Origin of the sequence: Streptomyces sp. NPDC088762 (genome assembly GCF_044750905.1) — a bacterium.
Lineage (GTDB): Bacteria > Actinomycetota > Actinomycetes > Streptomycetales > Streptomycetaceae > Streptomyces.
Map to the genome: position 1 here is coordinate 90642 of NZ_JBIVKT010000010.1, position 13622 is coordinate 104263.

A 13622-nucleotide genomic window follows, 5' to 3' on the forward strand; every position below is an offset into this window, starting at 1 on the left:
GGCAGCCAGGCAAAGTCAGGGTTGCGGTCAACAGGGCGGGAGGCCGGCGAGGCGTGGCTAACGCGGCAGAGCACAGCGGTGCGAACGGACATGCCGGAGTCATAGGCGATGGCGGCAGACTCGGGGCGGCACGTCTCCTGCTGTGGGCGCTGGCCGGCGCCCTCGCCGTCAGACAGGCCGCCGCCGTGCTGCGCGTCCCACCGGGCGAGTGGCTGAGCGGCTTCCACCTCCCCGGCAGCCTCCCCGGCACGCTCTACGACGCCGGCCAGTTCACCGGCACCCCCTTCGCCGGGCTGGTCCTCAAGCCCCTCCTCGGCCTCGCCGCGCCGTCGCTGGAGGTCGCCTGGACCTGCGTGACGCTGCTGTTCGTCGCCGCGGTCGGGCTCGTCGCCGCGCGCGGTCTGCCCGACCCCGTCCCGCGCCGCACCGCGCTGCTCGCCGCGCCCGTGCTGACCGCCCTGATGATGGTCTCGCTGCCCGTCCGCGAGGCCGCCTCGCCCGGGCAGACCGCCGTGCTGCCCGTCCTGCTGGTGCTCCTGGCCGTCTTCCGCGTCCCCGGCGAACGCCCCGCCGGCTTCCTCGTCGGCCTCGCCGCCGCCCTGCAGCCCGCGCTGCTGCTCTTCGCCCCGCTGCTGTGGCTGACCGGCCGCCGCCCCACCGCCCGTGCCGCCGCCCTGACCTTCGCCGGAGCCACCGCCCTGTCCTGGGCGGCGCTGCCCCGCGACTCCTGGACGTACTGGATCCAGCACGTGGCCGGCACCGGCCTCGGCGGCGCCCCCGACGGCCTCGCCAACCAGTCCGTGCACGGCGCGCTGCTGCGGCTCGGGCTCAGCGGCCCCGGCGAGATCGTCCTCTACGTCGCCCTCGCGGCCGGGATCACCTGGTTCGGCCTGCGCCGCGCCGCCCGCTACGCCCGCGACGGGCAGCTGCTGCTCGCCGTCGCCATCACCGGCTGCGTGGCCGTCGCCGTGTCCCCGGCCGGCTGGCGCCACCAGCTGCTGTGGGTCCTGCTCGCCGTCGCGGGCAAGGTCGGCCGGCGCGCCGCCGACCGGCCCGTGTGGCCGGTGGCCGTGGTCCTCGCCATGACCCTGCCCAGCGACGTACTGCTGCCGAACCTGGCCGCACTGGCCCCCGTACGCGACAACGTGCTGCTCCTCGCCGCGCTGGCCGCCGCCTGCGCCGTGCCGTTCCTGCCGCGCTCGTCGCCGTACTGGCGCGAACCCGTACCCACCGCCTACGGACGCCCGGCCGCCGCCCGCTGGTCGCGGGTGCCGCTGCTGCCGTTCTGGCGGCGCGTACTGTCCCGGCCCAACCTGCTGCTGGAACTCCTGCTGATACGGGTCGGCTACTCGCTCTACTCGCACATCCGCGCCGCCGCCCCCACCAGCCGTTCCCTCGCCGAGGGCAACGGCAGCCAGATCCACGGCATCGAGCGGGTGCTGGGCATCGACATCGAACACGCCGTGAACCACGCCGTCGTGAACACCCCCTGGCTGGAGGCGTTCTTCAACTTCTACTACACCTCCTTCCACTTCGTGGTCCCGCTGACGATCCTGGGGATCCTGTACTGGCGCCGCCCCGGCGACTACCGCTGGGCCCGGGCCTCCCTCGGCCTGGCCACCGTCCTCGCCCTCATAGGCTTCTGGCTCTACCCGCTCGCCCCGCCCCGCCTGATGCCCGGGCTCGGCTTCATCGACACCGTCCACGGGCCGCAGGACCTGGCCAACCCGTCGTACGGGGCCATGACCGCGATCTCCAACCAGTACGCGGCGATGCCCTCGCTGCACTTCGGCTGGTCGCTGTGGTGCGGGATCGTGATCGTGGTGCTGGCACCCAAGGGCTGGCAGAAGCTGCTCGGCGTGCTGCACCCGCTGATCACGGTCTGCGCGATCGTCGCCACCGCCAACCACTGGGTGCTCGACGCGGTCGGCGGCGCGGCAGTCGTCGCCGCCGGCTTCGGCCTCGTGTACGCGCTGTCGGGCCCGCGCCGCCTCCACCTGCAGGTGCCGCCGCAGCGAACGGCCACCGAGCCGAGCGGGGGAGCCCAGCTCAAGACCCCCGCACGGGCGTCCTGAGCGGGCATCCGAACCCGACCGCCTCCCAGACGGCGGGCTTCGTGGCGGGGACGCCGGACGAGCGTCCCCGCCGCCCTCTCGCCGCCCCGGCTACCAGGCGAGCGAGACCCGGTCCGCCGTGCGCCGGTCGCCGGCCTGGACGGTCAGGTCGAGCCAGCCGTCGAACGGGAACTCGTCCAGGGTCACGTAGTACACGTCCCGTCCGCCGCCGGCGGCGGGGGAGAGCGTCCTGACGAACTTCCAGTCAAGATCACGGCCCTTGTAGGCGGCGGAGACCACCTTCTCGCCGCTGTCTCCCAACAGGACGACGCGCGCCCCCTCGTTCAGCGCCCCCGGGCCGTACAGAGCGACGACCTTCGAACCGCTCTGCGGCCGTACGGAATGGCGTGCTCCCTACCTTGAGGTGACCTCCGCGATGTCGGCGTGGTCAGGCCGGAGGGCGCCGGGGCGCACTGGCTCCGGCGGCCCTCCGGCTGGATCGCCGCTGTCTGTAAGGATCACCCCGGTGCGGCCGGGGCGCCACCCGAACGGGCCAGCGGACGGCAGGGGCCGGGGCGTGGGAGGTGTGGTCCCTGCCGTCCTGGGTCCGTCGTCAGCCGTGGCTGACGCGGAGTTCCTTGATGCCGTTGAGCCAGGCCGCGCGCAGGCGGCGCGGGTCTTCGCCCGTGAGGCGGAGGTCCGGCAGGGTGTCGGCCAGGGCGTTGAAGATGAGGTCGATCTCCATGATGGCCAGGGACTTGCCGAGGCAGAAGTGCGGGCCGCCGCCGCCGAAGCCGAGATGGGGGTTCGGATCGCGGGTGATGTCGAAGGCGCCCGGGTTCTCGAAGACCTCGGGGTCGTGGTTGGCGGAGGAGTAGAAGAGGCCGACCCGGTCGCCCGCCTTGATCTTCCGGCCGCCCAGCTCCGTGTCCTGGGTGGCGGTGCGCTGGAAGGACACCACCGGCGTGGCCCAGCGGACGATCTCCTCCGCGGCCGTGGAGGGGCGGGTCGCCTTGTAGAGCTCCCACTGGTCGGGGTGGGTCAGGAAGGCGTGCATGCCGTGGCTGATGGCGTTGCGCGTGGTCTCGTTGCCCGCCACGGCCAGCAGGAGCACGAAGAAGCCGAATTCGTCGGAGGCCAGGTTGCCCTGGCCTTCGGCGGCCACGAGCTGCGTGACGATGTCCTTGGCCGGGCACTCCTTGCGCTCGGCGGACAGGGACATCGCGTAGCCGATGAGTTCCATCGCCGCGTTGGAACCCACCTCCTCGGTGATCGCGTACTCCGGGTCGTCGTAGGCGATCATCTTGTTCGACCAGTCGAAGATCTTGGCGCGGTCCTTCTGCGGTACGCCGATCAGTTCGGCGATGGCCTGCAGCGGGAGCTCGCAGGCCACTTGGGTGACGAAGTCGAAGCTGCCGTCGGCCGCCGCTGCCGCCGCCTCCTGCGCGATCTTCCGGGCCCGGTCCCGCAGGGCGTCCTCGAGGCCGCGGATGGCCCGCGGGGTGAAACCGCGCTGCACGATCTGGCGTACGCGGGTGTGTTCCGGCGGGTCCATGTTCAGCATGATCAGACGCTGGGCATCTATGGCATCACGCTGGATGTGCTCGTTGAATCGGATGATCGCCGTGTTGGTGGTGGAGGAGAACAGCTCGGGGTGCGTGGAGACGTACTTGACGTCCGCGTGCCGGGTCACGGCCCAGTAGCCCTCGTCGTCGAAGCCGGTGACGCCCCGCCGCTGGGGGCACCACCACACGGGGGCGGTCTGCCGCAGCTGTGCGAACTCCGGGAGCGGGACCCGGCTTTGGAGCAGGTCGGGGTCGGTGGCGTCGAAGCCTTCGGGCAGCGCGGGACAGGACATCGGGGCAACTCCAAAGTCTGACGGCCCATCAGAAGTTGGCTTGAAGGTAGTAACGAGTTCTAGAAGTGACAAGGGCCGCGGCGCCAACTGTTGCGTGTGGAATCCGTGCAGGGCGCGTGCAAGACCCTTGCGTGACGGGGCCCCAGGTCATAAGACTGCGGGGGAGAACTAGAACGCGTACTAGTTCGGGGCGGGGCGCCGGGACGGCCCGCCGCACTGGCGCAGTGCAGGAGAGGACGAGCTCATGGCCGCGGAACCCGTCATCGTCGAAGCCGTACGCACCCCGATCGGCAAGCGCGGGGGCGCGCTCGCCAACCTCCATCCCGCCTACCTCCTCGGCGAAACCTACCGCGAGCTCCTCGCCCGTACCGGAATCCAGCCCGACTGCGTCGAACAGATCGTCGGCGGCACCGTCACCCACGCCGGCGAGCAGTCGATGAACCCGGCCCGCAACGCCTGGCTCGCCATGGGCCTGCCCTACGAGACCGCCGCGACCACCGTCGACTGCCAGTGCGGCAGCTCCCAGCAGGCCAACCACATGGTCGCCAACATGATCTCCGGCGGGGTCATGGACATCGGCATCGCCTGCGGGGTCGAGGCCATGAGCCGGGTCCCGCTCGGCTCGGGATCGAAGCACGGGCCCGGCAAACCCTTCCCGGACGAGTGGAACGTCGACCTCCCCAACCAGTTCGAGGCCGCCGAGCGGATCGCCCGGCACCGCGGCCTGACCCGCGAGGACGTCGACCGGCTCGGCGTGCTCTCCCAGGAGCGGGCCGCGGCCGCCTGGGCCGAGGAGCGCTTCAAGCGCGAGACCTTCGCCGTCCAGGTCCCGACGACCGAGGAGGAACAGGCCGCCGGACAGGGCATGTGGCGGCTGGTCGACCGCGACGAAGGCCTGCGCGACACCTCCATGGAGGCACTGGCCCGGCTCAAGCCGGTCATGCCGACCGCCGTGCACACCGCCGGGAACTCCTCGCAGATATCCGACGGGGCCGCCGCCGTCATGTGGGCCTCGCGCAAGATGGCCCGCGCGCTCAAGCTGCGGCCGCGCGCCCGGATCGTCGCCCAGACCCTCGTCGGCGCCGACCCGCACTACCACCTCGACGGGCCGATCGACGCGACGCGCGCCGTGCTCGGCAAGGCCGGCATGTCCCTCAAGGACATCGACCTCGTCGAGATCAACGAGGCCTTCGCCTCCGTCGTCCTCAGCTGGGCCCGGGTCTTCGACCAGGACCTCCAGAAGGTCAACGTCAACGGCGGCGCCATCGCCCTCGGCCACCCCGTCGGCGCCACCGGCGCCCGGCTCATCACCACCGCCCTGCACGAGCTCGAGCGGCGCGACAAGGAATTCGCGCTGATCACCATGTGCGCGGGCGGGGCGCTGGCGACCGGCACGATCATCCAGCGCCTGTAGGCGCTCACACAGACCCCGTGGGATGGGATGCAGAAGGCCCCGGAGACCGGCCTGGGGAGGCCGGCCACCGGGGCCTTCACATGCCTGCCGAAGCCGCTGTCTACGGCATCGCGCCGGCCCCGTACCCGGCCTGCACGGCGTGGGGGGCGGGCGCGGCCGGCGCCACCGGCGCCGCGCACGGCAGCGGCTGGGTGCTCACCCCGTCCAGCAGGACGATGTTCGGGTTGCAGTCCGCCGGGTGCACCGTCACCGAACCGTCCGGCCTGCGCTCCACCAGCAACAGGCTGAAGTCGGCGAGCGCCTGGAGCTGCGTCGGCTCGACCGCGTACTCGTAGACGCGCTGCCGGCCGCGGGCGAAGCTGGTGTTCGTGCCCTCGCTGGTCGTGTACGAGGTGGACTCGTTCGTCGAGTGGGTCGTACTGGTCGACGTGCCGGTGGTCTTGCTGTGACTGCCCCCGGAGCTGCTGGAGCTGCTCGTCGAGAACGGATTGTCCCCGCCCTGGTAGGTGCTGGAGCTGCCCCAGTTCGAGCCGCGGGTCACCGACTCGCTGTACGTGGTGCCCCGGCTCACCGAGGACCCGACCGTCTTGGCCAGGGAGGTGCTGACCGTCGTCCCGTCGGTGTCCGTCAGCGAGTGCAGGACGAAGGAGTGGTGGCGGCCCAGGAAGTCCGCCGCGATACCGGCCTCCTGATGGTTGCCCAGCTTCATGAAGCCGACCGTGCCACCGCCGATCACCTCCTGCGACCCCTCCCGCAAGTGCGGGTGCAGGACGGTGAGCTGTGCCCCCCGGCGCTCGCAGACACTGGCCAGCTGCTCCAGGTACCGCCGCTGGAGGCCCTGCTCACCCAGCGCGACGACCACCGACGGCGCCGTCTCCTGGAAGGTGGCCAGGCGCCGGGTCACGCTCTGCACCGCCAGGTCCGCCAGCAGCTCCGTACTGGCCGATCCCGTGCTGAAGTCCAGCGCGATGCAGGTGAGATAGCCGGGCCCGCGCCCGCCGCGCTCCGCACCCAGGCGCTCCAGCGGATGCAGGAACGACGCGAGCCGCAGCAGGCTGTCCCGCATCTGGTCCTTGTTCTTGTCGGCCAGCAGATCGTCCGCGATGCGGTTGCGCTCATCGCGGGTGAGGGCATCGGTGTCGTCGATCTCGCCCATCAGCGCCCGCAGGCCCGCTCCCAGACGGGCCGGAGTGACCTCGGCACCCAGCACCCCGCACAGCTGCTGCAGGATCCTGGTGTCCAGGGCCCGTGCGGCCCGGCTGCCCTCGGAGTCCCCGGCGTACACGGCCTCCACAAGGCTGTCGACCAGCTCCTGCGCGGTGAGGCCGCTCAGGATGCCGCTCTCGGCCATGCGGCTCGGCAGCAGCTGCACGTCGACGGGGACACCGGCCACCTCGGCGAGCGCGGACAGCTCCTCGCAGATGAGGGCCTGCGTCAGGTCCAGCACGATCAGCGGCTGCTGCTGGAGGGTCGAGGTGCCGAAGACCGTGAGGAAGCCCTCCCGGCTGCGCTGGCTGCCGCCGAAGATGTCCAGGCGCCGCGTGCCGGGGCCCGCCGGGAGCGCGCCCCACGCGTCGAGGCTGCGCACCCATTGGTCCTGGGCCGCGGCGTGCTGGAGGGCGCGCTGGTGCCAGGACTGCCAGGCGTACTGGAAGTGGTGCTCCAATTCAGCGCGCTTGGCCTCCAGGTGGGCGCCGGCCGTCGTGGCCGACTGCCCGGCGTGGACGACCAGGGCCACCGTCGCCGCCGCGGCGGCCACGGCGAGTACGACCATCATGGTGCCGCCCACGGTGGCCAGGAGCAGGAAGAGCGCCGCGATCCCGCCACCGACCTTGGCGGTGGACCCCTTGCGCTGCTCGTGGGCCAGCCGGGCGGCGTGCGCCCGGTTCTCGTACGCCACCGGTATGGGCTGGCGCTGCGGTTCCGGCTCGGGGAACGGGGTGCGCAGCGATTCCGGGTCGCGGTAGGTCCAGCCGAGCCGCTGCCCCGAGTCGAAGAGGCGCAGGTACCGGCCGGGCGGCGCGGCCTCGGAGTTCTGCACGGTCATGAGGGCAGGCTCCCGGTCGGTCCTCCGTGCCCGACCGGTCCGGCGGGGCCGGCGGGCCCGTACGCGAACGGCTCCAGGGCGCGGATGCGCTGGTGGATCGGCGGGTGCGTGGCCATCAGCCGGGCCATCACGCCCTGTTGGCCGTGGTCGTCGTCGGAGCCCTGGTCGAGCCAGCCGGTCAGCGTGGCCAGCAGCAGGGGCCCGTACCCGATCTCCGCGGCGAACCGGTCGGCCCGCAGCTCACCGGCCCGGCCCGCCCAGGCGAGGAGGACCGGTACGGCGAACAGGGCCAGCGCCGGCGGGAAGGTCAGGGCCAGGGACACCGCGATCGCGCCGATGACGAGCGCGAAGACGAGTGCGCCGAGGCACGCGATCTGCGCGGCGACCAGGAAGATGAAGGTCACGAGGAACTTCACGACGTACATCACGATCCGGGCCGGGAACGCGTACCAGACACCGAGCAGCCCCGACCAGGCGTGCCCGCCGACGTGGTGCCCCAGCTCGTGGGCGAGGACCGCGGAGAGCTGCTCCGGAGGGAGGCCGCCCAGCGACTTGCGCGTGACGCTGACGATGTGGCCCGCGGCGGCGAAGGCGTTGACCTGGTCGCTGTCCTCGACCCACAGGTCGTAGCGCGAGCCGTCGAGACCGGCGCGCCGGGTGACGTCGTCCCACAGCGGCTGGAGCCGGGCCAGCTCGGCGGCCGTGGGCTGGCGGACCTTGTACAGGAAGCGGGCCAGGGTGCGCTCGGTCGGGCGGTGGAACATCAGCGCGCCGGACGCGAGCCAGGCGATGACGAAGACGATGTCCAGCCCGGTCGGGAACAGCTGGGAGATCAGCCAGATGACGAGGAAGCTGCCCAGGAAGAGGGGAAGGTTCAGCAGCAGCGTGGTGATGGACGACGAGTCCGCGCCGCGACGGGTGGGCGGCGGCGCGGTCGGGTCGTACGGGGCCTGGTAGCCGGCGGTGTCGTACGCGCCGGGCTGGTGCGGGACCGGCGGGTACGCGGGCGCCGGGGCTCCACCGGGCATCGGCGGCGCCTGCCCGGGCTCCGGCTTCGCGAGCGTGGGCGGCGCGGACGGGGCGGGAGTGCCCGCCGGCGGGTGGCCGGTGGGCTGGAAGCCTGCGGAGTGGGCCGGTGCACCGAAGGGACCGGGCGCCTGCTGCTGCTGGTGCTGCTGATGCGGCGGCGGTGTCGGCGCCGGCGCCGGCGGAGTGGGCGCGTACGGCTGGCCGTAGGCCGCGTACGGCTGCGCGGGCGGGGCGGCGGGGTAGCCGGGGGCCTGCGCGGGGGGAGCGGCCGGGTAGCCCGGCGGCTGGTTCGGGGGTGTCGCGGGGTAGCCCATCGCCTGCGCGGCAGGAGCGGAAGGAGCGGCCGGGTAACCCGGTGCCGTTCCCGGTCCTGGCGCCGCGGCCGGCGGAGCCGGCGGGTAGGGCCCGGCCTGCTGCGGGACGAACGGTGCGCCCGGCGGAGCCGCCTGCCCCTGGGGCCCGGGATGCTGCTGCCCGTACGGGTTCGGCGGCGGAGCCTGAGGGGAAACCGGCTCGGCGAATTCGCCGCTACCCGGGGGATGTTGAGGCTGCCGAGGATCGACGGGTTGGTTCACGGAGTTCCGCCCTAGTGGTGCCTGGCGCTACATATGGCGCTGAAATGGAAACAGTTGGCCAAATGCTCCCGGCAGACGGTCCATGGGACATCCCAGTGATTTCGACCCGCCCCCGAATCCGCCGAAGCGGAGAGTCATTCATCGACCTGTAGACGGGTCATGCTGCATCAGACGCGGCCTGACGTCCAGTTGACTTCCGGGCAATGGGACGGCCCCGTAAGCAGGTTGGAGCGGAACCTTGATCACTCTAGGATGCTGGCGACGAGACCGAACGACGGGGGCGGAACTGTGTCGACCACGCTGCGCGGACGCGGACCGGACACGAGCCGGCGATGACGTCGTACACCGCACCCGGGCAAACCCCCGGCGAGGTATGGCACCGCTTCCTCGGCATGCCCACCTACGCGCTGGCCGAGGTGCCCCGGAAGCGGCCCGACGCCTCCCGCCCCTCCGGCCCCGAAGACGAGCTGCGCGCGCACCGGTTCGCCGCCCTCGTCTCCGCCTTCCACGCCCGCAACCCCGCCGACCCGGGCCGCGGCGGCATCCTCGTCGGCTGGTCCCGTCCGTCGGCGGCCCACCCCCTCGACGTCTTCCTGGGCGGTTCCTCGCTGGCCGGTGGCGACGACCCCTCGGATCCGGACACGGCCCTGCTCCGGCTCCCCGCCGGGGCCCGGGCGCGACGGCAGGCCCCGGGCGTCGCCGCCGGCGCCCTGGCGCGGTTCCCGCACTGGACCGCCGTCGCCGGAGTGGCGGACGGACTGCTGGTCGACGACGAATCCCGGGACCAGGGGGCGTCCCGGCTGCGCCCCACCCTCGAGGACTGCCTGCTCGGGGTGTGGCAGGAGGCGTTCGCCTGGCTGGTGCTGGCCGAGCCGGTGCTGCCCGAGGAGCTCGACGAGCTGACGGGCGAGGCCGCGGACCGGCAGCGCAGGGCACAGTCCAAGGCGGCGGGCTCGCCCGAATACGCCCTGGAAGCCTCGCGGTTGGAACGCCGGCACAGGGAGCTGGCGAAGGCCCCGGCCACCGGGCTGTGGCGCATACGCCTCCTGGCCGGTGGCCGTACGCCCGACGAGGCCCAGCGGGTGGCCGCCCTGGTCTGCGCGTCGGCGGATCTCGAAGGGCTCCCCTACGCGCTCAAGCCGACCGGGCAGGTGGGCGACCTCCCGACGGTGCTCACGGCCGGCCCGCCGGCCCACCCGTCGGAGCCCGCGAGCTTCCCCTTCCACGGGAGTTCGGAGCTGCTGGCGGCGCTGGCCCGGCCCCCGGCCCAGGAGATACCCGGCGTACGGTTCGCCCTGCGCCCGGAGTTCGACGTGACCCCGGAGAACGCAGCCCGCACCGCCCCGCCGGGCGCCGCCCCGATCCGGCTCGGCACGGTCCTGGACCGCAACCGGGGCCCAGTGGGCGCCCTGGACCTGCCGCGCTCCACCCTCAACCGGCACACCTTCGTGTGCGGGGCGACCGGCGGCGGCAAGTCCCAGACCGTACGCGGCCTGCTCGAAGCGGCCACGCGGGAGCGGCTGCCGTGGCTGGTCGTCGAGCCGGCCAAGGCGGAGTACCGGTTCATGTCCGCGCGCCTGGGTGACGAGCACGAGGTCATCGTCATCAAGCCCGGTGACCGCGACTCCCTCCCCGCGGGCCTGAACCCCCTGGAACCGTCCGTCTTCGCGGACGGGGAACGCTTCCCCCTGCAGACCCACCTCGACATGGTCCGCGCCCTCTTCCTCGCTTCCTTCGACCCGCAGGAGCCCTTCCCGCAGGTGCTGAGCGCCGCTCTGACCCGCTGTTACGAGGACCTCGGCTGGGACCTGACCCTCGGCGAACCGCGGTTCGCCGGGACCGAGCCGCGCTATCCGACGCTGGAGGACCTGGAGCACACGGCGCTGCGCATCGTCGCCGAGATCGGCTACGGCAAGGAGATCACCGACAACGTCCAGGGCTTCATCAAGATCAGGCTCGCCAGCCTCCGGCTCGGCACCACCGGCCGGTTCCTGGAGGGCGGTCACCCCATCGACTTCGGCGAACTGCTCAAGCGGAACGTTGTTTTCGAGATCGAGGACGTCGGAGACGACAAGGACAAGGCGTTCCTGATGGGGACCATCCTCATCCGCCTCATCGAGTACCTGCGCATGGAACAGCGCACGACCCGCCGGATCTCCTTCCCGCTGCGCCACATGACCGTCTTCGAAGAGGCCCACCGGCTGCTGCGGCGGGCGGAGGAGGGCGGGGCGAGCGCCCACGCGGTGGAGATGTTCGCGGGCCTGCTGGCCGAGATCCGCGCCTACGGCGAAGGCCTGGTGATCGCCGATCAGATCCCGAGCAAGCTCGTGCCCGACGTCATCAAGAACACCGCGGCCAAGGTCGTCCACCGCCTCCCGGCGCGGGATGACCGCGAGGCGGTCGGCGCCACGATGAACATCACCGAGGCACAGTCGGAGTACCTGGTCACCCTCAAGCCCGGTGAGGCCGCCGTCTTCACCGACGGCATGGACTACCCCCTGCTGGTGCGCATGGAGGACGGCACCGCGCGCGAGGACGCGGCAGCCATCCGCCCGGCGTCCCCGGCGCCGATGGTCACGCCGCGCAGCGGGGCCTGCGGCGAGGACTGCTCGGCGGCACCCTGCACGCTGCGGCAACTGCGCACCGCGCAACGCCTGACCGAGCAGGACGAGCTCCGTATCACCCTCTGGGCCGAGATGGCGGTGGCGGCGCACCTGCTGGGCTGGACCACACCCCTGCCGGGGGAGGCGATGCGCCGCGACCTGGCTCCGTACCGGACCTCGGACCGGCGCCTGCTGGACTGCGCCATCGGCCAGGCCGTCGACCGCGCCGTGCACAGCCGCGTGGGCGCCCCGGACTCGCCCGCCGCCCTGGCCGGGCACGTCGCCGCGATGATGCGGGCCCAGCTCGACGGGGCCGACCCCTGCCCGGTCGCCGAACCGCGCTGGAAGGCCCGCAAGGGGACGAAGACCCGGCAGTACTACCACGGGCGCCACACGCCGTCCGCGCTGGAGCAGATCGTCGGCTGCGCGGACCCGTCGGAGGAGTGGCCCAAGCGGTTCGCCCGCGCACTCACCGTCTTCGAACGCCGGCCGCGCAAGCCGGCGGTGCCGCAACCGTCCACGGGGGACACGCGATGAGCGAGCTCGACACAACGGAATCCACGGCGGACGCCCCGTCGCCTCCTCCACCACCGGAGGTCCCGGAACCCGTCGGGGAACCGCAGGAGGCCCCGGAACCGACGCCCCTCGAGGCCGCCCCCGACGCGTCGGCGGACCCGGACGCCGAGCCGGAGGAACCCGAAGCCCCCGACGAGGCGGCGGACACCGACGATGCCGATGCCGAGGACTCCGCCGAGCCGGACGAACCCGAGACCCTGGAGGACTCGGCGACCCCGAAGGCGCCGTCGGAGGTTGACGAGGCCGCGGACGACTCGGCGGAGGACGACGACGCCGAGCCGGACGAACCCGAGACCCTGGAGGACTCGGCGGCCCCGGAGGCGCCGTTGGCGGTTGACGAGGCCGCGGACGACTCGGCGGAGGACGACGACGCCGAGCCGGACGAGCCCGAGACCCTGGAGGACTCGGCGGCCCCGGAGGCGCCGTCGGCGGTTGACGAGGCCGCGGACGACTCGGCGGAGGATGACCACGCCGATGATGCGGTGGAGGATGACGACGCCGAGCCGGACGAGCCCGAGACACCTGACGACTCTGCCGAGCCGGAAGCGGCGGCTGAGGGTGACGAGGTGGCGGACGTCGAGGACGGCGGCGATGACGATGCGGGCGACGTGACGGGGGACGACGACCCCACGCCCGAGGAGCCGGACGACGAGCTTCCCGAGCTGGAACTGGAACTCAAGCCCTACGACGACTCCGTGCCGTACTCGCCCGAGTACACCGCATCACTCGGCGTCGAGGAGCCGGACGAGGCATCCCCGCCCGCGCCGGAACTGCCGCGCGACGAAGAGGAGCAGGAGGCCGAGGCCTCCGACGAGCCGCAGCAGGCGGCCGCCCCGGAATCCGCACCGGAGGGCCCCGATGACGGCTCCGCGGTGCGGGAGTTCTCCAGCAACGAGGAGGGCGCCGAGTACGGCCGGACGGAATGGGCCGAGGCTCAGAACCTCCTGACCGGCGAGCAGCGGGACGCGCTCTACGGCTACAGCGGGGAGAAGAAGGAGGGCGAGGAGGGTGCGCCCGACTACAAGGACATCAACGGCTATCTGCGCGGCCACGCGCCGGGCTCGCCGGAAGTCGACAACAGCATTCAGAGGATGGACGAGGGGCTGGAGCTCCAGCCCGTCCCCGAGGACCTCACCGTCATGCGGGAGACCGGACTGAATTCCTTCAACTGCCCCATCGAGAAGGTCAAAGGCAGTGTCCAGACCGACCCGGGATACCTTTCCACGGCTCTCGGGTCGGATCCCGATTTCGCCCCCGAGAAGGAAGTCGTACTCCACCTCAAGGTCCCGGAGGGCACCCCGGCCATCTACATGGAAGGCCTGTCCCAGTTCGACTCGGAACGTGAACTGCTCCTCGGCCGTGGCCAGAGTTACCTCGTCACGGACGCCACCTACGACGAGGACGACCACCGCTATCACGTCCACGGTGAGATCATTCGCTGATGAGAGCGCCCCATCGAGAGGGAG

Annotated in this window: 8 protein-coding genes; 4 read left to right on the top strand and 4 right to left on the bottom strand. The window is 72.3% G+C overall.

The window, feature by feature from the left end; translation table 11 throughout:
- Positions 1 to 53 precede the first annotated feature (53 nt).
- The gene (locus ACIP5M_RS22380) at positions 54 to 2075 is read left to right on the top strand and encodes a bifunctional glycosyltransferase 87/phosphatase PAP2 family protein (RefSeq protein ID WP_401199629.1); all 2022 of its coding nucleotides are present in this window, start codon (positions 54 to 56) and stop codon (positions 2073 to 2075) included.
- Between the two features lie 90 nt (positions 2076 to 2165).
- Here ACIP5M_RS22380 and ACIP5M_RS22385 read toward each other — a convergent pair whose 3' ends face one another.
- Together ACIP5M_RS22385 and ACIP5M_RS22390 are read right to left on the bottom strand one after the other, a co-directional pair.
- A complete protein-coding gene (locus ACIP5M_RS22385; protein ID WP_401199630.1) occupies positions 2166 to 2375 on the bottom strand; it encodes a hypothetical protein in 210 nt (69 codons plus the stop codon).
- A 292-nt stretch (positions 2376 to 2667) separates the two neighbouring features.
- Positions 2668 to 3912, bottom strand: a complete 1245-nt coding sequence (locus ACIP5M_RS22390) for a cytochrome P450 (protein WP_401199632.1) — start codon at positions 3910 to 3912, stop codon at positions 2668 to 2670.
- Between the two features lie 244 nt (positions 3913 to 4156).
- On the opposite strand from ACIP5M_RS22390, the gene ACIP5M_RS22395 reads away from it, so the two are divergent.
- Positions 4157 to 5326, top strand: coding sequence for a steroid 3-ketoacyl-CoA thiolase (locus tag ACIP5M_RS22395; RefSeq protein WP_401199634.1), 1170 nt, complete (start codon positions 4157 to 4159; stop codon positions 5324 to 5326).
- A 100-nt stretch (positions 5327 to 5426) separates the two neighbouring features.
- On the opposite strand, the gene ACIP5M_RS22400 is transcribed toward ACIP5M_RS22395, so the two are convergent.
- Both ACIP5M_RS22400 and ACIP5M_RS22405 read right to left on the bottom strand, forming a co-directional pair.
- Positions 5427 to 7373 (bottom strand): hypothetical protein, encoded by a 1947-nt coding sequence (locus tag ACIP5M_RS22400; RefSeq protein ID WP_401199636.1) that lies wholly within the window; start codon positions 7371 to 7373, stop codon positions 5427 to 5429.
- Positions 7370 to 8716 carry a M48 family metalloprotease gene (locus ACIP5M_RS22405; protein WP_401199638.1) on the bottom strand — a complete coding sequence of 449 codons (1347 nt, stop codon included), beginning with the start codon at positions 8714 to 8716 and terminating at the stop codon, positions 7370 to 7372. Before ACIP5M_RS22405 ends, ACIP5M_RS22400 begins: the two co-directional genes overlap by 4 nt.
- A 593-nt stretch (positions 8717 to 9309) precedes the next feature.
- Here ACIP5M_RS22405 and ACIP5M_RS22410 point away from each other — a divergent pair.
- Positions 9310 to 12117: a helicase HerA domain-containing protein gene (locus ACIP5M_RS22410; protein WP_401199640.1), complete on the top strand. Its 2808-nt coding sequence runs from the start codon at positions 9310 to 9312 to the stop codon at positions 12115 to 12117.
- Positions 12114 to 13598, top strand: coding sequence for an ADP-ribosyltransferase (locus ACIP5M_RS22415; protein ID WP_401199642.1), 1485 nt, complete (start codon positions 12114 to 12116; stop codon positions 13596 to 13598). Before ACIP5M_RS22410 ends, ACIP5M_RS22415 begins: the two co-directional genes overlap by 4 nt.
- Positions 13599 to 13622: the final 24 nt, after the last annotated feature.

Coding starts and splice junctions, on each gene's coding strand:
- ACIP5M_RS22395 (WP_401199634.1), top strand. CDS start 4,157: ATGGCCGCGGAACCCGTCATCGTCGAAGCCGTACGCACCCCGATCGGC.
- ACIP5M_RS22410 (WP_401199640.1), top strand. CDS start 9,310: ATGACGTCGTACACCGCACCCGGGCAAACCCCCGGCGAGGTATGGCAC.
- ACIP5M_RS22405 (WP_401199638.1), bottom strand. CDS start 8,716: ATGGGCTACCCCGCGACACCCCCGAACCAGCCGCCGGGCTACCCGGCC.
- ACIP5M_RS22415 (WP_401199642.1), top strand. CDS start 12,114: ATGAGCGAGCTCGACACAACGGAATCCACGGCGGACGCCCCGTCGCCT.
- ACIP5M_RS22390 (WP_401199632.1), bottom strand. CDS start 3,912: ATGTCCTGTCCCGCGCTGCCCGAAGGCTTCGACGCCACCGACCCCGAC.
- ACIP5M_RS22400 (WP_401199636.1), bottom strand. CDS start 7,373: ATGACCGTGCAGAACTCCGAGGCCGCGCCGCCCGGCCGGTACCTGCGC.